This is a genomic window from Polynucleobacter sp. UK-Kesae-W10 (assembly GCF_018881575.1).
Taxonomy (GTDB): domain Bacteria; phylum Pseudomonadota; class Gammaproteobacteria; order Burkholderiales; family Burkholderiaceae; genus Polynucleobacter.
This window is the reverse complement of the sequence record NZ_JACVQB010000003.1, coordinates 147,397-168,058: the sequence shown is the minus strand read 5'-3', so window position 1 is coordinate 168,058 and position 20,662 is coordinate 147,397. Positions and strand designations below refer to the sequence as shown.

15 protein-coding genes are annotated in these 20,662 nt (G+C 46.4%); 10 read left to right on the top strand and 5 right to left on the bottom strand.

Annotated elements, in window-relative coordinates; genetic code table 11:
* From nuoL to ICN24_RS08580, 5 genes are all read left to right on the top strand, one after another.
* Positions 1-2,052, top strand: a complete 2,052-nt coding sequence (gene nuoL / locus ICN24_RS08600; RefSeq protein WP_216222975.1) for an NADH-quinone oxidoreductase subunit L — start codon at positions 1-3, stop codon at positions 2,050-2,052.
* A gap of 24 nt (positions 2,053-2,076) precedes the next feature.
* Complete coding sequence (locus ICN24_RS08595) at positions 2,077-3,543, top strand: NADH-quinone oxidoreductase subunit M (RefSeq protein ID WP_216222973.1); 1,467 nt, start codon at positions 2,077-2,079, stop codon at positions 3,541-3,543.
* Between the two features lie 10 nt (positions 3,544-3,553).
* Entirely contained in the window at positions 3,554-5,053 is a 1,500-nt protein-coding gene (gene nuoN, locus ICN24_RS08590) for an NADH-quinone oxidoreductase subunit NuoN (RefSeq protein ID WP_216222972.1), read from the top strand.
* 141 nt (positions 5,054-5,194) lie between these two features.
* Positions 5,195-5,794 carry an NUDIX domain-containing protein gene (locus ICN24_RS08585; protein WP_216222971.1) on the top strand — a complete coding sequence of 200 codons (600 nt, stop codon included), beginning with the start codon at positions 5,195-5,197 and terminating at the stop codon, positions 5,792-5,794.
* 65 nt (positions 5,795-5,859) lie between these two features.
* Complete coding sequence (locus tag ICN24_RS08580) at positions 5,860-6,357, top strand: DUF1178 family protein (RefSeq protein WP_216222969.1); 498 nt, start codon at positions 5,860-5,862, stop codon at positions 6,355-6,357.
* A 61-nt stretch (positions 6,358-6,418) separates the two neighbouring features.
* Here the strand turns inward: ICN24_RS08580 and ICN24_RS08575 are convergent, their stop codons facing one another.
* A complete protein-coding gene (locus tag ICN24_RS08575) occupies positions 6,419-7,939 on the bottom strand; it encodes a CoA-acylating methylmalonate-semialdehyde dehydrogenase (protein WP_216222968.1) in 1,521 nt (506 codons plus the stop codon).
* 161 nt (positions 7,940-8,100) lie between these two features.
* Between ICN24_RS08575 and ICN24_RS08570 the strand changes: the two genes are divergently transcribed.
* Positions 8,101-9,222, top strand: coding sequence for an NADH:flavin oxidoreductase/NADH oxidase (locus ICN24_RS08570; RefSeq protein WP_216222967.1), 1,122 nt, complete (start codon positions 8,101-8,103; stop codon positions 9,220-9,222).
* A 29-nt stretch (positions 9,223-9,251) separates the two neighbouring features.
* The gene (locus ICN24_RS08565) at positions 9,252-10,235 is read left to right on the top strand and encodes a tripartite tricarboxylate transporter substrate binding protein (RefSeq protein WP_216222966.1); all 984 of its coding nucleotides are present in this window, start codon (positions 9,252-9,254) and stop codon (positions 10,233-10,235) included.
* Positions 10,236-10,250: 15 nt separating this feature from the next.
* Here ICN24_RS08565 and ICN24_RS08560 read toward each other — a convergent pair whose 3' ends face one another.
* Positions 10,251-11,561 carry an amidase gene (locus ICN24_RS08560; protein WP_216222961.1) on the bottom strand — a complete coding sequence of 437 codons (1,311 nt, stop codon included), beginning with the start codon at positions 11,559-11,561 and terminating at the stop codon, positions 10,251-10,253.
* Positions 11,562-11,635: 74 nt separating this feature from the next.
* Between ICN24_RS08560 and ICN24_RS08555 the strand changes: the two genes are divergently transcribed.
* The 3 genes from ICN24_RS08555 (at position 11,636) to ICN24_RS08545 (ending at position 15,551) form a co-directional block, all read left to right on the top strand.
* Positions 11,636-12,298 carry a SprT family zinc-dependent metalloprotease gene (locus ICN24_RS08555; protein ID WP_216222959.1) on the top strand — a complete coding sequence of 221 codons (663 nt, stop codon included), beginning with the start codon at positions 11,636-11,638 and terminating at the stop codon, positions 12,296-12,298.
* A gap of 79 nt (positions 12,299-12,377) precedes the next feature.
* A complete protein-coding gene (locus tag ICN24_RS08550) occupies positions 12,378-13,469 on the top strand; it encodes a tartrate dehydrogenase (RefSeq protein ID WP_216859926.1) in 1,092 nt (363 codons plus the stop codon).
* Between the two features lie 18 nt (positions 13,470-13,487).
* Complete coding sequence (locus ICN24_RS08545; protein ID WP_216222957.1) at positions 13,488-15,551, top strand: tetratricopeptide repeat protein; 2,064 nt, start codon at positions 13,488-13,490, stop codon at positions 15,549-15,551.
* Here ICN24_RS08545 and dnaQ read toward each other — a convergent pair.
* Genes dnaQ through ICN24_RS08530 form a run of 3 tightly spaced genes read right to left on the bottom strand, consistent with a single transcriptional unit; the run spans position 15,548 to position 20,657 of the window.
* Positions 15,548-16,264, bottom strand: a complete 717-nt coding sequence (gene dnaQ / locus ICN24_RS08540) for a DNA polymerase III subunit epsilon (RefSeq protein WP_216222955.1) — start codon at positions 16,262-16,264, stop codon at positions 15,548-15,550. The two genes, ICN24_RS08545 and dnaQ, sit on opposite strands and share 4 nt — an antisense overlap.
* Entirely contained in the window at positions 16,264-19,362 is a 3,099-nt protein-coding gene (locus ICN24_RS08535) for an efflux RND transporter permease subunit (protein ID WP_216222953.1), read from the bottom strand. The genes dnaQ and ICN24_RS08535 overlap by 1 nt, the downstream gene beginning before the upstream one ends.
* A complete protein-coding gene (locus ICN24_RS08530) occupies positions 19,359-20,657 on the bottom strand; it encodes an efflux RND transporter periplasmic adaptor subunit (RefSeq protein ID WP_216222952.1) in 1,299 nt (432 codons plus the stop codon). Before ICN24_RS08530 ends, ICN24_RS08535 begins: the two co-directional genes overlap by 4 nt.
* Positions 20,658-20,662: the final 5 nt, after the last annotated feature.

Sequence of the window (20,662 nt, the reverse complement as noted above, 5' to 3'; positions counted from 1 at the left end):
ATGCAATTGACCTTAAATATTCCTGTTCTCTGTGCTATTCCCTTAGCGCCATTGATTGGCTCTATGATTGCCGGCTTCTTGGGCACAAAACTTGGCGGTAACCGCATTGGTAATGGCGCTTCTCAGTTTGTCACCATTCTGGGCGTCACGATTGCATTTGTGCTGTCTTGCAATGTCCTCTCTCAGGTAATGGATGGCTTCTATTTCAACGGTACGGTTTATCGCTGGATGCAGTTGGGTGAGCTCAATCTCGATATTGGCTTCCTCATCGATCCATTAACTGCAACCATGATGTGCGTTGTTACCTTTGTGTCCTTGATGGTTCACATCTATACCATTGGTTATATGCAGGGCGAAGAAGGGTACAACCGCTTCTTCTCTTACATCTCTTTGTTTACCTTCGCCATGTTGATGTTGGTGATGAGCAATAACCTCTTGCAACTATTCTTTGGATGGGAAGCAGTAGGCGTAGTTTCTTATCTTCTGATTGGCTTCTACTTTGAGCGTCAGTCAGCAGTCTTTGCCAATATGAAGGCCTTCCTGGTCAACCGAGTCGGTGACTTTGGATTCATTTTGGGGATTGGCTTGATTCTAGCCAGTACTGGCTCCATGCAATATGACGTGATCTTTTCCCAAAATACGGCATTAGCAGCGCAAACACTGCCTGGCACAAGCTGGAACCTGTTGACTGTAGCTTGTATCTGCTTGTTCATTGGCGCGATGGGTAAATCAGCCCAATTCCCGCTGCATGTTTGGTTGCCTGACTCAATGGAAGGCCCAACTCCAATTTCTGCCTTGATTCACGCGGCAACTATGGTGACTGCCGGCATCTTCATGGTATCTCGCATGTCTCCTTTGTTTGAGCTCTCAGATGTTGCTTTGAGCTTCATCTTGGTTATCGGCTCAATCACAGCGTTATTTATGGGCTTTTTGGGTATCGTCCAAAACGACATCAAGCGTGTTGTGGCTTACTCTACTTTGTCTCAGTTGGGCTATATGACAGTGGCCTTAGGGGTATCCGCTTATCCAGTTGCTATCTTCCATTTGATGACGCATGCATTCTTTAAGGCATTGTTGTTCCTTGCTGCTGGTAGCGTGATTCTTGGTATGCACCATGAGCAAGATATGCGCAAGATGGGTGGTTTGTGGAAGTACATGCCGGTTACTTGTTTGATGATGCTTCTGGGTAATCTGGCATTGATTGGCACTCCATTTTTCTCAGGCTTCTATTCCAAAGATTCCATCATTGAAGCCGTAGCTGCCAGCCATATTCCAGGCTCTGGATTTGCTTACTTTGCTGTGATGGCTAGTGTATTTGTGACTGCGCTGTATTCATTCCGCCTGTATTTCTGGGTATTCCACGGTAAAGCACGCTGGGGACATGCGCAATCACATGATCATCATGAGCACGCAGAGCAGGGCGATGACCATGCTCATCACGGCCTAGCTCCCGGGGAGAAGCCGCACGAGTCACCTTTGGTTGTCACTGTGCCGTTGATTCTGTTGGCTATTCCTTCGGTCATTATTGGCTTCTACACCATTACTCCTTTGTTATTCGGCACCTATTTTGGTGACTCGATTTTCATTGATCTGGCGCGCCACCCGGTTATGAAAGAATTGGCCGAAGAATTCCATGGCCCAGTAGCAATGGCTATCCATGCGTTTACCTCCCCAGTATTGGGATTGGTTGTCTTGGGTGTTCTGACTGCTGCAATTGGATATCTCTGGGCTCCGAAGCTTCCAGAAAAATTTGCCCAAGCATTTGCACCAATCAAAAAACTATTTGATAACAAATATTACCTCGATGACTTCAATCAAGCAGTATTTGCTAAAGGTTTGATTTGGGTTGGTGGCTTCCTCTGGCATCGCGGCGATCAAAAAATCATCGATGGTTTCTTTGTTAACGGCAGCGCACATACGGTTGGACGCTTCGCTGGTGTTATTCGCCATTTGCAATCCGGTTATGTTTACCACTATGCGTTTGCAATGATTGCAGGCTTGGCGGTTTTACTTGCCTGGGTTTTATACGCTTACCTGCCTTTTGTTCGATAGGCCTTTGTTACTTAAGTAGCCACTATGACTCTTTCTTACGCAATCTGGACCCCAATTGTTTTTGGACTCATTATTTTGTTTTATGGGTCTGAAAAGCCTTCTGCCGGCGTACGCTGGTTAGCGCTTGTGGGTGCAGTCATTGGATTTATCGCCACGCTTCCTTTGGTAATCAATTTTGATATTGCCAACCCTGGCATGCAATTCGTTGAAAAGATGAGTTGGATTCCCCGTTATGACATCAATTACCACCTCGGTATTGATGGTATCTCGGTATGGTTCATTGTCCTGACGGCTTTTATCAACATCTTTGTGGTTATCGCAGCATGGGAAGTGATCGATACTAAGGTTTCGCAATACATGGCTTCATTCATGATTCTATCGGGACTCATGATTGGTGTATTCGCCGCACTAGATGCATTGCTTTTCTACGTATTCTTTGAAGCAACCCTGATTCCGATGTACATCATCATTGGTGTATGGGGTGGTCATAATCGTATTTACGCTGCGTTTAAGTTCTTCTTGTACACCTTGCTCGGTTCCTTGTTGACCTTAATCGCAATGCTGTATCTGTACAACGTCACCAACACCTTTGATATCCTGAGCTGGCAAAACGCGCGCCTCGATATCGTTGAACAAATCCTGTTGTTCTTTGCTTTCTTTATGGCGTTTGCTGTGAAGGTGCCAATGTGGCCACTGCATACCTGGTTGCCAGATGTGCACGTTGAAGCGCCAACTGGTGGCTCTGTAGTCTTGGCTGCCATCATGCTCAAGCTCGGCGCCTATGGTTTCTTGCGTTTCTCATTACCGATTGCACCAGATGCTAGTCAATACCTTGGTCCCTTTGTCATTTTCTTATCCTTAGTTGCAGTGATATACGTAGGCGCAGTAGCCTTGGTGCAAAAGGATATGAAAAAGCTTGTTGCGTACTCATCTGTAGCGCACATGGGTTTTGTAACTTTAGGATTCTTCCTTTTTAGTCCTTTGGGTATTGAGGGCGGCATTGTTCAAATGATTTCCCATGGGTTTGTTGCGGGTGCAATGTTCCTCTCGATAGGCGTTTTGTATGATCGTATGCACACACGTCAAATTGCTGATTACGGTGGTGTAGTGCATCGCATGCCTGCCTTTACTGCATTTGCGGTATTAATGGCGATGGCTAATTGCGGCTTACCAGCAACCTCTGGATTCGTTGGTGAATTCATGGTGATTCTGGCTGCAGTTGATTATGACTTCGTAATCGGCATCTTGGCTGCAACAGCGTTAATCCTCGGTGCAGCGTATTCCTTGTGGATGGTGAAGCGCGTATTTTTTGGGGCAATTCATAACGCCCACGTTGAAGAGCTCAAAGACCTCAATGGTCGTGAATATTTCATGATGGCTGTGCTCACTATTTGCGTGATTGGTATGGGTGTTTATCCAAAACCATTTACAGACATCATTCATCCCGCTGTGATTAATCTGCTACAGCATGTTGCTGTAAGCAAACTCTGAGTAAAAGCAAATGCAAGCATTCGACCTATACGCCATCCTGCCGGAACTCGTTCTACTTCTCGCTACATGCTTATTATTGGTAGCTAGCGTTTATGTACGCGAAAGGGTTCCTTCAACCCCTGGTGTAGAACAAGATATTTTCCACACCCCGCGTGGCGTTGGATTTGTTTACTTCTTTTCTATTATTCTGCTGGGCTATTTGATTTTTGCATTTGTTGGCCGCTTAGGAGATGTATCCCTAGTTGCGATGAATGGTTTATTTCAATCTGACCCTTTATCCAATCTACTTAAAGCTTGTGCTTGCGGTGCAGTATTGGTTAGCCTAATTTACTCTAAGCGGTATTTACAGGATCGCGCTTTATTCCGTCCTGATTTTATCGTCTTGGCATTGCTGGCGCTATTGGGTCAGATGGTATTGATCTCTGGTGCTAATTTATTAACTTTGTACCTTGGCCTAGAGTTGATGGCTTTACCTACTTATGCCTTGGTTGCCATGCGCCATAACAGCGAAAAGAGTGTTGAAGCTGGTATTAAGTATTTCGTATTAGGCGCATTGGCATCTGGTTTCTTGCTCTATGGTATGTCCATGCTTTATGGCGTAACCGGTTCTTTGGATCTGATTGAGATCTTTAAAACGGTAGCCGATCCTCGTGTCAACCATTTGGTGATGGCTTTTGGCTTGGTATTCATTGTTTCTGGACTGGCCTTTAAGCTAGGTGTTGTGCCATTTCATATGTGGGTTCCAGACGTCTATCAGGGGGCCCCAACTGCTGTAACGCTCATGATTGCAGCTGCGCCAAAATTAGCAGCCTTTGCATTGCTATTCCGCTTGTTGGTTAATACCTTGTTACCGTTGATGGGTGATTGGCAGCCAATGCTGGTATTGCTGGCTGTTCTATCCCTAGTGCTCGGCAACGTCACTGCGATTGCGCAAACGAACGTCAAACGCATGTTGGCATACTCTGCAATTGCGCAGATGGGCTTCGTACTGCTTGGTATGTTGTCGGTGTTTGATGATCATGCCTTTAGTGCATCCATGTTCTATGTCATTACTTATGTCATGACCACTCTGGGAACCTTCGGCTTGTTGATGGTTCTTTCACGCAAGGGTTATGACTGTGAAACCTTGGAAGGCCTTAAAGGGTTAAACAAGAAACACCCATGGTTTGCCTTTATTGGCTTGGTCATGATGTTCTCCTTGGCAGGTATCCCGCCTACAGTTGGCTTTGCGGCAAAATTGGGCGTCCTGGAAGCGCTGGTGGATGCTGAACACACATTCTTGGCCATCATTGCTGTCATGGCATCTTTGATCGGTGCCTTCTATTACCTTAGGGTGGTTAAAGTGATGTATTTTGATGAGCCCGTTCATGAAGTGACAGTATCAGGCTCTGGCTTTGCCAAGGGTTTACTGAGTCTTAATGCCATTCTTGTTTTGGTGATCGGTATTGTGCCTGCAGGGTTAATGACCATTTGTTTAGATGCAATGCGCCGCACTTTATTAGGCTCTTAAGCTCAAGCAGGCATTTTCATGATTCATTCAATAAAGGCTCCTCTGAGGAGCCTTTATTTTTAGGAATTTACAATGCATTTAATGACACTGAAGTGTCACATGCAATTTGTAGCATCAAGCAATCTTTTATAGGCTGACATCATGAGTGAAAAAACATTTCAAGATTTGCCAAGTGGCGATCAACACTTGCGAGAAGAGCGCGTTTCTGGTGAAGATATCTACGGCGGTATTTTTTTGAATATGAAACGCGATCAGGTCCGCTTGCCAGATGGACAGATTGCTGCACGTGAATACCTCACACATCCAGGAGCGGTAGCGGTCGTAGCATTGTTAGAGGATGGCAGGGTGCTTCTTGAGCGTCAGTATCGCTATCCCATTGCTAAGGCTTGCATTGAGATTCCGGCTGGAAAATTGGAAGTTGGTGAAGATCACTTATTGTGCGCGCAACGTGAACTTGAAGAAGAGACTGGTTATACGGCTAAAAAGTGGAGTTATATTCGCCGTATTCATCCAGTCATTTCCTATTCCACAGAGCTGATCGACATCTATCTTGCAGAAGATCTCGTGCCCGGTAAGAGTAAATTGGATGATGAGGAGTTTTTGGATGTTTTTGCAGCCCCCTTGGAGCAATTGATTGCGTGGGTAGAGGAGGGGGAGATCACAGACGTCAAAACGACGATTTCAGCTTATTGGTTAGATCGCTATCGGCGAGGGCTTGTCAGTCCAAAGCCGCTTAAATAGGCATCCAGCATTTCCTATTAAAATAGACCTATTGAATTTGGCATTTTTGCCCCGATATAGGTCTTATGAAAGTTTATAACCTCGCATGCCCCTTGGATCATCGCTTTGAAGGCTGGTTTGCCTCAGAGGAAGATTGCTTGGCACAAAAAGAAAAAGGGATGCTTGCTTGCCCAGTGTGTGACAGTACAGAAATTGCTCGCATGCCTTCTGCGCCGCATATTGCCAAATCATCCTCACACGCACTCACAGTGGCTAATGAAGATATCTCTAGCACTAACAATGGTGCTAGCGGTGATGTCGTTGCCTTAACCGGAAAAGACCATTCGCATTTAGAGGCTCAGGTGCAAGCTGCTTTTTTAAAGGGCATGCGCGATCTCATGGGTAAGTCAGAGGACGTTGGCACTGCATTTGCAGAAGAGGCGCGCAAGATCCATTACAAAGAAGCGCCTGAGCGTAGCATTCGCGGTCAAACTACTTTGGATGAGGCGGAATCTTTGCGTGAAGAAGGTATCGAGGTTCTAGCAGTACCGTTGATACCAGCTTTTAAAAATACCCTTCAGTAAGGGCATAAGGATAGATAAAAAAATAGCGATCCGAAGATCGCTATTTTTATTGATGCCTTGCTTATTTAGAGGTCGGCATAACAAACTCTGCGCCCTTGGCGATACTCTCAGGCCAGCGCTGCATAACACTCTTCTGTTTGGTGTAAAAACGTACACCTTCTTTGCCGTATGCATGCATATCACCAAAGAGCGATTTCTTCCAGCCACCAAAACCATGCCATGCCATTGGCACTGGAATAGGTACGTTAATGCCAACCATGCCAACTTGAACGCGACGAGCGAATTCGCGGGCGATATTGCCATCGCTAGTAAAGCAAGCAACCCCGTTGCCAAACTCACAAGAGTTCACTAAATTGAGTGCTTCGGTAAAGTTTGCAACCCGTAAGCAGGACAGTACTGGTCCGAAGATTTCTTCAAGATAGATCTTCATATCTGGTGTGACATTGTCAAACAAAGTACCACCCAAGAAGAAGCCGTTTTCATGACCAGGAACTTTTAGGCCGCGACCATCAACCAAGAGCTTTGCGCCAGAAGCAACGCCGCTATCGATGTAACCAGTAATGCGCTCAAGGGCGGCTTTCGTAACGATTGGGCCCATTTCAGCATCAAGTTCCATGCCGTTTTTGACCTTCAAGGTCTTGGTGCGCTCAATCAATTTAGGCATGATTTTTTCTGCTACATCGCCTACCAAAACTGCAACGGAGATGGCCATACAGCGCTCACCAGCAGACCCATAGGCCGCGCCAACCAAGGCATCAATCGCTTTATCGATATCGGCATCGGGCATGATGACCATGTGGTTCTTTGCGCCGCCCAGAGCTTGGGAGCGCTTACCAAAATGGGCGCAACGCTCATAGATGTAGTTGGCAATAGGGGTGGAGCCCACAAAGCTAATTGCTTTTACGTCTGGGTTTTCAATTAAAGCATCCACAGCCTCTTTATCGCCTTGGACGACGTTAAATACGCCATCAGGCAGACCAGCTTCTTTAAGAAGTTTGGCCATAAACAGCGAGGCAGAAGGATCTGTTGGGCTTGGCTTGAGGATAAAGGTGTTGCCACAAGCAATCGCCATCGGGAACATCCACATTGGTACCATGACTGGGAAGTTAAAAGGAGTGATGCCAGCTACAACGCCTAGTGGCTGACGCATGACCCAGTTGTCAATGTCTGTAGAAACTTGCTCGGTGTATTCGCCTTTGAGTAGTTCAGGAATGCCAGTGGCAAATTCCACAATTTCAATACCGCGGGTAACTTCACCCTGTGCATCTGTGAATACTTTGCCGTGTTCAGCGGTAATGATTGCCGCTAATTCATCGCGATTGGCATTGAGTAGCTCTAAATACTTAAATAGAATACGTGCACGACGCAAAGGGCTGGTTTGGCCCCAAGTCTCAAATGCTTTTTGAGCAATAGCAACAGCGTCATTAACTTCATTTCGGCTGGCCAAAGCAACTCGGCGGGCGACTGTACCCTTGGCCGGGTTAAATACGTCTGCAAAGCGACCATCTTTAGGGTTAATGATTGAGCCGCCAACATAGTGGCCAATATCAGCATTGGAATCAAAGGCTTTGGGTGCGTTCATAGTCTTCTATAAGTAATTTTTATGGTTTTGTGTAAAAAGGCGCTTGGCTCGATGGCCTGCACGACTTCGCTGTCTCGTTTATTCTGCTTTTTAAGTATTCTATCGCTTTCAGGCGTTTTTGGTATTTTGACCCTTATTTTTTGACTTTTGAAGGCCCTTACATGAGTCTGCTGTTCACCCCATACACCCTAAATTCCCCACGTGGCCCCTTAACGCTCGCCAATCGCATTGTGGTGGCTCCCATGTGCCAGTATTCTGCCATCAATGGGGAGGCTACAGACTGGCATCTGATGCACTGGGGCAACCTTCTTAATAGTGGTGCTGCACTCTTCATCATCGAGGCTACCGGGGTCACTCCTGAGGGGCGGATTACTCCTGCCTGCTTGGGTCTATGGGATGACCGCACTGAGGCCGCATTAAAAGACAAATTAAGCCGTGCTCGTCAATTGGCCCCGGCAACCCCAGTATTTATTCAGTTAGCACATGCAGGCCGCAAGGCTTCTAGCGCAACCCCATGGGATGGTGGTCAATTATTAGCAAAAGAGCAGGGCGGTTGGGAAACCTTGGCCCCCTCAGCCATTCCGCAGCTAGAAGGTGAGCGTCTACCGCATGAACTTTCTAAGGCAGAGCTAGCCGCTTTGATTGAAGCTTTTGTGATTGCTGCTCAGCGTGCAGATCGAGCAGGGGTCGATGGCATCGAACTACATGGTGCGCACGGTTACTTGCTGCATCAATTTTTATCGCCAATTGCCAATCAACGTAGCGATGAATATGGCGGCTCATTTGAAAATCGCATTCGCTTTCCATTAGCGCTTTTTAAGGCAGTACGGGCCGCTTATTCTGGCGTGTTAGGTATTCGGATTTCTGCAAGTGATTGGGTTGAGGGTGGCTGGACTCCTGAGGAGACTGCGAACTTTGCACAACAACTCAAACCCCTGGGTTGCGATTTTGTTCATATCTCTTCGGGCGGCATTTCCCCAAATCAAAAAATCGCCTTAGGTCCAAATTATCAAGTGCCCTTTGCGAAAATTGTGAAAGACCAATCCGGTCTACCAACAATGACCGTTGGTCTGATTACCGACCCCCATCAAGCGGAAGCAATTTTGCAAGCAGGCGATGCTGATTTAATCGCATTAGCGCGTGCCTTTTTGTACAAGCCCCGTTGGGCTTGGGAGGCTGCTGCAGCACTGAATGGCACGGTAAATGCGAATGAGCGCTATTGGCGTTGTTTGCCGCGTGAAGCACAAACAGCCTTTGGTAATGTCAAAATTGGTCAGCGCTAAGCACGAAAAATCCATTAAACGTATTGGAGATGAATATGAAAATCTTTCTAACAGGTTCAAAGGCGGTGTTAGCGGCTGCATGCGTAGGACTATTCAATTTAGCCTTTGCGCAAACCTATCCTGATAGACCGATCGTCTTGGTAGTGCCTAACCCACCGGGTGGATTAGTGGATACCTCGGCACGCCTACTGAGCGAACCTTTAACGCGCGTCATTGGTCAACCAGTCATTGTCGATAACAAACCGGGAGCGAGTGGCAATACTGCTTATCAGTACGTTGCTAAAGCAAAACCAGATGGCTATACCTTACTTATTTCGTATTCTGGTTATCACGTCGGCAATCCTGCGTTGATGGACAAATTGCCGTGGGATCCGATTAAGGACTATTCGCCTATTGCGCTGTTAACGGTTTCCACTAACGTGATTGCTGTACATCCTTCCGTGCCAGTAAACAATTTGAAAGAATTTATTGCGTATGCAAAAGCCAATCCCGGTAAGTTGAATTACGCTTCGCAAGGAAATGGCTCGGTATCTCACATCGGTACTGAAATGTTTAAGCAAACCACCGGTGTGGATATGGTGCATGTGCCCTACAAGGGGTCTGGCCCAGCCATTCAGGACGTTCTGGCTGGCCAAGTGCAGGTATTCATCTCCACGCCACCGTCCGTAATGCAGCATGTGCAGAGCGGCAAACTCAAAGGCTTGGCCGTTACTGGCAAAAATCGTCATCCCGGTATGCCTAATGTGCCAACTACTGCTGAGGCGGGTTTACCTTCTTTCCAATTGGAGTCTTGGGTAGCCTTATTTGCACCAGCCGGAACTCCTGCGCCTGTTGTTGCGAAGTTAACTGAGTCGGTTAAGAAAAGCTTGGCATTACCAGAGGTAAAAGAACGTGCTGATGCAGCAGGTGTTGAATTGCGTTATCAGAATCCAGCCCAAACTGAAGCGCTAGTGAAAAAAGAATTGCCCCATTGGAGCAAAGTTATCAAGTCGGCCAATATTACGCTCGACTAATTATCGTGAGAGGTCTTAAGCTTGATCCCTGAGTATGGGGTCAGGCGATGCTAGCGCAAATGCTCTAGCAGCACTCAGCAGAAAAGAATCTTGACCTTTTCTGGCAATCAATTGAATACCAATCGGCAAGCCATTAGATCCGCTGGCAATATTTAAATTAATACAAGGCAACCCTAGTAGGGTCCAGCTACGACAAAATACAGGATCTCCCGTGCCATCTTTGAGAAGCGGTGCTTCGCCTATAGCGCTTGGAGCAATGATGAGGTCTAGTTCATCACGGAGCAGTTGATCAATATAGGCCCCAGCAGACTGAGCCTCTAAAAGATCTTGTTGATATTGCCTATAAGAAATTTGTGCGCCATCGCTCAATTGCTTCAGAATTTGTACGCTCATTTTCTTGGGGTAATGCTCACGCTCAAACGCCAAACTGCGCGACATCTCGCTGAGCATGATGCGAGTTTGTATTGCTCGCAAATCTTTTTGCGATTCTGGAAAGATGAAATCGCCCACTTGTCCTTTGGCAATCGATTGCGCCGTAAAGCGTGCAAGCGCTAATGCGCTAGCAGTCTCTTTGCTAGCAAGATGCCAATCGGGCGTTTTGCAGATCGCAATACGCGCTTTGTTATGCAACCCCTCAACTCGCGCAAGAGGGATGTCGCCGCTCATTGCCGCTACTCCGAGTGCAACATCTTCAACGGTTCTGCCAAAGCATCCTAGAGTATCGAAGGAGGGGGCTAAGCTCTTCACGCCAGCAACACTAATTTTTCCGTAAGTGGGTTTATAGCCAACAATTCCACAAAAGGAAGCGGGGCGAATAATGGATCCGGCTGTCTGGCTTCCGGTTGCCAAAGGGATCATGAAGTCAGCAACTGCAGCGGCTGAACCGCTAGATGATCCGCCCGGGGTATGGACGGAATCGTGGGGATTGCTTGTGGGGCCGCTTTTAAATGAGGCAAATTCGGTTGTTACCGTTTTGCCCAGAATAATGGCACCTGCTTGGCGAAGTAGCGCCACGGAAACGGCATCTGTATTAGGGTAGTGCTTGGCATAAATAGGCGAGCCATAGGCAGTGGGTAGGTCATAGGTATCAAAAAGATCCTTTACCCCCATGGGTAAGCCATGTAATAGCCCCTTTATGGCCCCTTTATCGAGTGTTTTGGCACGTGCTAGCGCATTTTCCTTACCCAAGCTTACCCAGGCCTTTAAGACGTTTTCTCGCTGTCCTATGCGGTCTAGGCAAGAGAGCAGCAAATCGCTTGCTTTGATCTCTCTTTTCGCAAGGGCTTTGACTGCCTGGGATGCGCTAAGGCTTTCCAAGTCTTTCATCAGGCTATTCTACTTTTGGTGGCGTATGATCGCAATTTACTGTTTTTAACCCCCTTTCTGAAATTTGCATAAAAATGAAGCAACATTCCATACGCGAAGCTTGGTTAGAAGACGCGGTTCGCCATTTGGAGCCGGTATTTTCTAAGGCAGGTTATGCCATTCCCCCAGTTCGAGTTTCTTGTGGATTTCCGGCGTCGAGCAGTCCTAGAACAACCTTAGGGCAATGTTGGCCTCGTGAGCGCTCTGGTGGCGGTTTTAATGAGATTTTTATCTCCCCAAAATTAGATGATCCTGTGCAGTTACTCGATACATTGGTGCATGAGCTTTGTCATGCTGTCGATGATTGCTTTAGCGGTCACGGGGAAGATTTCAAAGGTATCGCCCAAACTGTTGGTTTAGAGGGTCCTGCCAGAATGGCTCACGCGACTGAAGAGTTAACCGTGAAATTGATGATGATTAGCCAAGAATTAGGGCCTTATCCTCACCAAGCGATTGTGTTTCCTCCGCCAAGGCCGAGCAATGCCAGCCGTAGCAAGGCGAAATGCGGCCAATGCGGCTACGAGGTCACGCTTCTGAAAAAATGGGCAAGTTATGGAGCGCCTATCTGCCCTAAAGACAATATCCGAATGCTCGAGGCAGAGCCGGAAACCATTGAGAATACGACGGATTACGACAGCGAATCTGTTGGTAAGGGCGTCAAAACGGCCCCAGATGAGATACGACGCGCTATTAGTTAGTGGGTAGGTAAAATTATTCGTATTACCGCAAGAAGAGACGGAATTATTCACCATAACAATTCATCGAGACAACATAAATATGAACGCTAAAAAGATTTTCAAGAATCCTAAAATTGCAGTGATTCCAGGAGATGGCATCGGTAAAGAAGTCATGCCCGAGGGTGTGAGAGCTTTAGAGGCCGCCAATCGGAAGTTTGGAATTGGCATGCAATTTGATCACTTTGATTTTGCGAGCTGTGATTACTATCTCAAGCACGGCAAGATGATGCCGGATGATTGGTTTGAAACGTTGATGCAGTACGACGCTATTTTCTTTGGCGCCGTTGGCATGCCAGATATTCTGCCTGACCATGTTTCCTTATGGGGAAGCTTGATTCAATTCCGTCGGGGCTTTGATCAGTATGTGAATTTACGACCTGTACGTCTCTTGCCAGGTGTGCCATGTCCTTTGGCTAATCGCAAACCTGGTGATATTGATTTCTTCGTCGTGCGTGAAAATACCGAGGGTGAATACTCTAGCGTTGGTGGAAAAATGTTCCCCGATACTGATCGTGAGTTCGTCATTCAAGAATCTATCTTCACCCGCCAAGGTGTAGACCGGATCTTGCAATATGCGTTTGATTTGGCGCAGAGTCGCCCTAAAAAGCATCTCACCTCCGCCACCAAGTCCAATGGCATTGCCATCACTATGCCTTATTGGGATGAGCGCGTAGAAGCGATGTCCAAAAAGTTTGCTGATGTGCGTACCGACAAATACCATATTGATATCTTGGCGGCGCATTTTGTCATGAACCCAGATCGCTTTGATGTGGTTGTTGCAAGTAATTTATTTGGCGACATCTTGTCTGACCTTGGTCCAGCCTGTACCGGCACAATTGCGGTGGCGCCATCTGGCAGCATCAATCCCGAAGGAAAGTTCCCATCATTATTTGAGCCAGTCCATGGCTCCGCGCCTGATATTTACGGCAAGATGATTGCTAACCCGATTGGTCAAATTTGGAGTGGGGCGATGATGTTGGATCACCTTGGTTACCCAGAGGCCGGTAAAGCCATTTTTAATGCGATTGAAACTGTATTGGCTTCTGGCCCAGGTAACGCGCCATTGACTCCAGATCTTGGCGGCAAGGCCAAAACTGACGATCTTGGTAAGGCAATTGCTGCAGCCATTTAATTGATGAGTCACTGAGGCATGGCTCAGCCATACGCACCGTTACTCCAGCAGATGCTGCTGGAATTTCAGAATCAGCGACTTGAATCTACGGAGCGTATTGCGCAATCCATTTTGCGCATTAATCCAAAGGACTTGGTCGTACTACAAGTCTTTGGTTTAGCCTTAGCCATGCAAGGACGGCTTCTCGAAGCTGTCTCTCTTTTAACTAGAGCTGCTGCCCTGGACGCTAAGAACCCTGAGTTACTCAGTAATCTAGCAAAGGCGCAACATGGCGCCAACTTATTTTCTGACGCTGTACAGACCTTTGAGAAGCTTAACCGTTTGGTACCCAACAATGCTCATATTTTGACGGATATGGGTACGTCCTATGGCAAGCTGCGCCAGTATGAAAAAGCAGGCGCTTGTTATGACAAAGCGCTTTCTCTTGCCCCAAATTATTTTTTAGCTTGGTCAAATCGAGGCAATTTATTGCTAGAGCAGGGATTGCCGGAGCAAGCAATCGCTTCTTATGAAACTGCTTTGCAACACAATTCTGAATATGCAGAAACTTGGATGAATTACGGTAATGCTTTTTTTGAGTTAGGTCGTTTTGATGATGCTAGACAGGCTCATGAAAGAGCGCTATCTATCAACCCAGTTTATGGTGAAGCCTGGTCAAATCATGGCAATGCGATGCAGGAACTGAAGCGTAGCGATGATGCATTACTGAGCTACCAAAGGGCGTATGAACTCATTCCCACGCACCCATTTTTGATTGGGCAGCTTTTAAATGCCTACTCTTCAAATTGTGATTGGAAGCAGAGCGAGCCTCTAATTCCCTTGGCTATTGAGGTAGTAGGGCAGTCAAAGGCTGCTGTACCACCATTTGTTTTATTACAAACCCCAGCTTCTTTGGCGATGCAACAGCGTGCAGCGCAAACATTTATTCAAGAGCGCTTGCCTGTAGTGTCCCCAAACAAGCTCAGCATTAAGCATCCTACTGAAGGCCGCAAGATCCGTATTGCGTACTTCTCCACTGACTTTAAAGAGCACCCAGTGGGTATCTTGATGGAGAATCTCATTCGCTTACACGACCGCTCACGCTTTGAAGTGCTTGGTATTTTTTTAGCGAAGCGAACAGATGATGCATTAGAGGCGCGTTTAGCCAAAACTTTTGATCACACTATCGACATTTTTGGCATCAATGATCAGCAGGCTCAAAAACTTCTTCTAGAGCAAGATATTGATATTGCCATTGACCTAAACGGACATACGGCAGGTGCTCGTACTGGCTTGTTTGCACGCAAGATAGCGCCATTACAGATGAACTATCTGGGATACGCTGGCACATCTGGCGCTGATTTTTATGATTACCTCATTGCAGATCAGGTGACGATTCCACCTGAACATCAGATTCATTACACCGAGAAGGTGGCTTATTTACCCCATTCTTTTTTCCCAGCTGATACTTTGATTTCACATGAGCAGATGGGTGCTTTGCCAACACGTCTAAGCCAAGACCTGCCAGAGGAAGGCTTCGTGTTTGCTTCATTTAATAACGCTTATAAGATTACTCCAGCAATCTTTTCGGTATGGATGGATTTATTAAAGCAAGTGCCTAATAGTGTTTTGTGGCTATCTAAACCATCTGATAGCGCTGCATTGCATTTGCGCACTCAAGCACTATCCCATGGCATAGATCCGGAGCACATCATTTTTGCTAAGCGCGTTCCTGCAAGGGTTGATCACCTTAGTCGCTTGCGTCTGGCCGATCTTTTCTTGGATACGATGTATTTCAATGCCCATACAACTGCCGCTGATGCGCTGTGGGCTGGGGTGCCAGTTTTGACAATCCAAGGTGACACCTTTGCCAGTCGTGTTGCTGCAAGTCAATTAACTGCTTTGCGCATGTCCGATCTCATTACGCATTCTATTGAGGAATACGCCGCTAAAGCCCTAGAGCTTGCAAGCGATCATGCAAAACTGAAGTCGATTCGCTATCAACAAGAGATGAATCGCACAACGGCGCCTTTGTTTGATACTAAGCAATATGTAATAGATTTAGAGTCGCTTTATATCAACTCTTTACAAGAAAAATCTTAAGTCGCTGATGGAGCGCTAGACAGGCTCCAGATGGGATCTTTTTTGCTAGCTTTAGTAATTTCAGCCAAGACTTTTTCATGCAGCTGGCAATCCTCTGCGCTTGCTTGAATCACCTTTAAATTAATTGGCAAGGCTTTTGTATGCCCGGATTCATCTGCACCAACGGTATAGTCAATCAGATCAATTGAGAGATCTTCCTGACCCCGGGTCATGGCGATGTAAACCTCAGCTAGTAGTTGGGCATCCAATAAAGCGCCGTGGAGCGTTCGGTGATCATTGCTAATCGAGAAACGCTCACATAGTGCATCTAGAGAATTACGCTTGCCAGGAAACATTTGGCGAGCATCTAACAAGGTGTCAATGATCTTAGAGGCAAGACCGCGGAATGGTGGGCGCTTGAGTAAAGCAAATTCATTATCCAAAAAGCCCAAGTCAAACGCTGCGTTGTGAATCACTATTTCAGCGCCATCCACAAATTCAATCAATTGCTCAACGATATTGCCAAAGACGGGCTTATCTGACAAAAACTCTCTAGAGAGGCCATGGACAGCAAAAGCCCCGGCATCAATATCGCGCTCAGGGTTGATGTAGTAATGAAAAGTTCTATCTGTGAGGCGACGATCAATGACTTCAACGCACCCAATTTCAATGATGCGATCGCCAGTAGCGGGATTTAATCCCGTTGTTTCAGTATCGAGAATGACTTGACGCATTAGGTTCCCTCCAATACGGAAGCAGGAATATCCATTGGACCATTGCCAGCATATTTATCCAGGTAAAGATAAATGACTGGTGTGATGATGAGCGTCACAAATTGCGAGAAGATCAGGCCGCCTGCAACACTGATGCCAAGGGGTTGACGAAGCTCAGCGCCTGCACCAAGTCCAAATGCAATCGGCAGGGCACCCATTAAGGCGGCAAAGGTGGTCATCATGATTGGTCGGAAACGCAAAATACAAGCTTCGCGTATCGCTTTTTCAGGAGTCATACCCTGATTGCGCTGAGCATCAAGAGCAAAGTCGATCATCAGAATCGCATTTTTCTTGACGATACCAATCAATAGCAAAATACCAATTGAGGCAATGATGGTGAGCTCAAATCCAAAAATACGCAGTGCCAAGATGGCGCCAATGGCAGCGGATGGCAGCCCAGCCAAAATAGTGAGTGGGTGGATGTAACTCTCATAGAGCACACCCAGCAATATGTAGATGACACCCAAGGCGGAAAGAATCAAAATAATCTGCCCAGATTGGTTGCTTTTAAACACGGCTGCATCACCACCATAACTTGTGATGATAGAAGGGGGTAGGTCTATTTGCTTGGTGTACTCCTCAATCTTTTTTGTCGCATCACCCAGGAAGACGTCAGGCGCAAGGTTAAAGGAGAGCGTTACCGCTGGGATTTGACCTTGATGGTTTACCGCGGTAGGACCTACTGTTCTCGTATAAGTGGCTAGACTAGATAGTGGGATAAGTTTATCCGTTGCACGTCCTCGAACAAAGATTTTATTTAAATCAGTTTCGAATTGACGGTCCTCTTCAGCGGCTTCTAGAATGACGTAATAGGTGTTGACAGGCGTGTATATGGTGGAAACTTGTTTCTCGCCAAAAGCTGAATAGAGGGCAGTTCGAATATCGGCAATATTCACGCCAGCGCTGGCTGCTTTCTCGCGGTCAATATTAATTTTGACGTTTAAACCCTTCAGCTGAGAGTCGCTAGTGACATCGCGGAAGATGGGATCGCTCCGCATTTTCTGCATTAGCTTGTCAGCCCATTCATTGACCCCCTCAAAGCCTACGCTTTGGAGGGTAAATTGATAACGACTCTTACTACTTTTGCCGCCGAGCTGGAGGTTTTGAACAGGGCGCATGTAGACCTGCAGGCCAGGAATTTCTTTAAATTTCGCGCGCAAGCCCTCCATGATTTTGGCCATTTTGGCGCGGTCACTTTTGGGCTTCAGAATGATGAATATTCTTCCAGTGTTGTAGCCGGAACTTGCGCCACCTCCAATAACGGAAATAGAGCTAGCAACGTTTGGATCTGTATTGACCAATTCAGCAGCGCGATCTTGCAGGGCTAGCATGGCTTTAAAGGAGATATCTTCAGATGCTTCAGTCGTTGCCAGAATTTGCCCAATATCTTCCTCGGGAAAGAATCCCTTTGGACTGTTTATGAAAAGCACAACAGTTAAAACAAAAGTAGAAAGCGCACCCCAGAGAACTATCTTGCGATTTTTGAGGGCCAAATCCAAATAGTGGATGTAAGTTTTGAGCATCCAATCAAAGAGTCGGTCAAATTTCTTATTGATCGCATATTCCTTTGCATGAACGCCTGGTTTTGGTAGAAACCGGCTGCACAACATTGGTACAACAGTTAAGGAAACAATTGCGGATACCAAGATCGACAATGAGACTACAACGGCAAATTCTCTAAAAAGAAGACCAATTGGCCCTGCCATAAAGAAGATTGGAATAAATACAGCCACCAATGAAATGGAGATAGAGATGATGGTGAATCCAACTTCTTTACTTCCTTTGAGTGATGCCTTGAGTGGCTCCATACCCTCTTCAACATATCGCATGATGTTCTCAAGAACCACAATTGCATCATCAACTACCAAACCAACCGCTAAGGTAATTCCCAGCAGCGAGATATTGTCCAGGCTGTAGCCCAAGAAATACAGCAAGAAGAACGCACCAATGAGAGAGATTGGTAGGCTAATTGATGGAATGATGGTTGCCGAGGCATGTTTAAGAAACAGGAAAATCACCAGTACAACCAATAAAACCGTTAAGGCAAGCGTGATGTTGACATCATGAATTGCTTCAATAATCGACAGAGATCGATCGTTTAGTAGTTGAAGACGTACCGACTCAGGCATTTGCTTTTGTAATTGTGGCAAAAGCGCTTTGACTGAATTCACAACGTCAACTGTATTGGCGCCTGGCTGTCGCAATACAGCAATAGCAATTGAGCGTTCCCCATTTGAGCTAGCGAGGGTTTTGACATCCTCATAACTTTCTACAACTTCAGCTACATCTTTTAAATAGATAGGCAACCCATTTTTTTGGCTGACAATGAGGTTTGCAAACTCCTCGGGTCTGACCATCTGAGGATTAGCGTAAATCGTAATGGCTTGTCTTGGCCCATCCAATACGCCTACTGGACTGTTAGAGTTTGCTTTATTAATAGCGATTGCAACATCATCAATTGTCAAATTGCGATTAGCCAGGGCATCCGGATGGACTCTGACTCGAACCGCATAGCGCTTTGCGCCATAAACGAGTACTTGAGCAACTCCACTAATCGTAGATAAATTAGGCGATAGCAAATTTTCAGCGTATTGGTTGAGGTCTGAAAGGCTGATTGAGGGAGAGCTCATGCGGACCACTAAGACGGGCGTGTCTGCAGGATTAATTTTGCGATAGGACGGGGGAACCGTCATTTCAATTGGAAGTCGCTTCTGAGCACGCAACAGTGCTGCTTGGACATCAACCGCCGCTTTATCAATATCGCGATCGTTATTAAATTCTAGGGTGATGCTCGTGCTACCCAAGGAGTTCGTAGAACTGATAACAGAGATGCCATCAATCGTGGAAAATTCTTTTTCCAGGGGCAACGCTACAGCAGAGGCCATATTTTCAGGCGATGCACCTGGCAAAGATGCGCTCACGGAAATGACCGGAGAGTTGAAGCTTGGTAAAGCGGCTACAGGGATTTTAAGGTAAGCAACAGTACCTGCAATAACAGTAGCAACAGAGAGCAATACCGTCATTACGGGGCGACGGATACATAATTCGGATAGGGTCATTTCTTCTCAGTTACTGCTGGAGGTTGGTTAGACTCTTGACTTGCTTTTGCTTCCCGCACCTTACTGCCGGGACGAAGATTTTGTTTGCCTTCAACCACAACCTTGTCTCCGCTTTCAATTCCTGTAACAACTGAAGACCCCTGGTATTCATAAGCCACCTTAATGGGTTTTGAGACAGCTTTACCGTCCTTATCAACAACGTAAACCAACTTTCCTCGGGGATTAATCACAACCGCCTGGGATGGTATTGATAGGGCATCTTTTAAGGTATTGGCTATTAAAGAAACACGAGCAAATTGCCCCGGGAGCAAAGTCATGGAGTCATTGGGGATTTGCGCTTTTACTCTAACAGCCGCAATGGATGGGTCAACTTGGTTATCCACAACGAGCACCTTGCCTTCATAGGTTTTTTTACTGTTTTCGCCGATCGTCACTTGGACATTCATGGCCTCACCATCTAACTGATTCTCCAGAATGATGGGAATATCCTTTTCAGGAATTACAAACTGCACATTGATGGGATTTAATTGGGTAATTGTCACCATTGATCCAACGCTAGATGTTGCAGTCGAGCTAGTAGCAGTAGTCACCACATTGCTAGCTTGAACTAAAGAGCCAGGGAATACGTTCACGATACCGGCACGCCCATCAATCGGTGAGCGAATGTAATCGAAGGACAATTGCACTTCTGCTGCACGAGCAGCTGCTTGGGCGGACTTCGCATTAGCCAGAGACGTTTCCAGGCCAGCTTTAGAGATAAAGTTTTTGGCAACCAATTCCTTAGCGCGCAAATATTGCTTTTGCGCATCGTCTGCCAAAGCCTTTAGTTTTTCATAATTAGCCTTGTCGTTACGGTCATCTAAGGTAAACAATAGATCGCCAGCTTTTACTTCCTGACCATCTTTGACGCTAATTTTGGCAACGGTATTGGTCACCATGGGGCGGATATCCACAATACTGTTAGAAACGATTGTGCCTGTGGCCTCAATAATGAGCGGGACATCTTTCTTTTCTACAACAACGGTAGTTACAGTGACGGGACCGCCTGCTTTATCTGCTGCAGGAAAAAAATAATCATAGGTTTTTGAAGCTGCATAGAGCAGAATCAGCGCCAGCAAAAGGCGCCATTTAAATTTCACCACGAACGCTTTTGCGGAGGCGTAATCTATTTTCTTGAGCTTGTCTGCCTGTGGAGAGAGTTTTTGCCAAAGTGCGCACAAGCGAGTTTTAGCAACATTTTTAAATTGACCCAATTTCACAAGCAATTGATCGAGTGAAGTTTCTATTTTTGACACAGTCT

What these genes read in the sequence shown, in the direction of transcription:
- ICN24_RS08595 (WP_216222973.1), top strand. Translation starts at nt 2,077, where the DNA reads ATGACTCTTTCTTACGCAATCTGGACCCCAATTGTTTTTGGACTCATT.
- ICN24_RS08585 (WP_216222971.1), top strand. Translation starts at nt 5,195, where the DNA reads ATGAGTGAAAAAACATTTCAAGATTTGCCAAGTGGCGATCAACACTTG.
- ICN24_RS08580 (WP_216222969.1), top strand. Translation starts at nt 5,860, where the DNA reads ATGAAAGTTTATAACCTCGCATGCCCCTTGGATCATCGCTTTGAAGGC.
- ICN24_RS08565 (WP_216222966.1), top strand. Translation starts at nt 9,252, where the DNA reads ATGAATATGAAAATCTTTCTAACAGGTTCAAAGGCGGTGTTAGCGGCT.
- ICN24_RS08550 (WP_216859926.1), top strand. Translation starts at nt 12,378, where the DNA reads ATGAACGCTAAAAAGATTTTCAAGAATCCTAAAATTGCAGTGATTCCA.
- ICN24_RS08570 (WP_216222967.1), top strand. Translation starts at nt 8,101, where the DNA reads ATGAGTCTGCTGTTCACCCCATACACCCTAAATTCCCCACGTGGCCCC.
- ICN24_RS08575 (WP_216222968.1), bottom strand. Translation starts at nt 7,939, where the DNA reads ATGAACGCACCCAAAGCCTTTGATTCCAATGCTGATATTGGCCACTAT.
- ICN24_RS08535 (WP_216222953.1), bottom strand. Translation starts at nt 19,362, where the DNA reads ATGACCCTATCCGAATTATGTATCCGTCGCCCCGTAATGACGGTATTG.
- ICN24_RS08545 (WP_216222957.1), top strand. Translation starts at nt 13,488, where the DNA reads ATGGCTCAGCCATACGCACCGTTACTCCAGCAGATGCTGCTGGAATTT.
- ICN24_RS08555 (WP_216222959.1), top strand. Translation starts at nt 11,636, where the DNA reads ATGAAGCAACATTCCATACGCGAAGCTTGGTTAGAAGACGCGGTTCGC.
- ICN24_RS08560 (WP_216222961.1), bottom strand. Translation starts at nt 11,561, where the DNA reads ATGAAAGACTTGGAAAGCCTTAGCGCATCCCAGGCAGTCAAAGCCCTT.
- dnaQ (WP_216222955.1), bottom strand. Translation starts at nt 16,264, where the DNA reads ATGCGTCAAGTCATTCTCGATACTGAAACAACGGGATTAAATCCCGCT.
- nuoN (WP_216222972.1), top strand. Translation starts at nt 3,554, where the DNA reads ATGCAAGCATTCGACCTATACGCCATCCTGCCGGAACTCGTTCTACTT.
- nuoL (WP_216222975.1), top strand. Translation starts at nt 1, where the DNA reads ATGCAATTGACCTTAAATATTCCTGTTCTCTGTGCTATTCCCTTAGCG.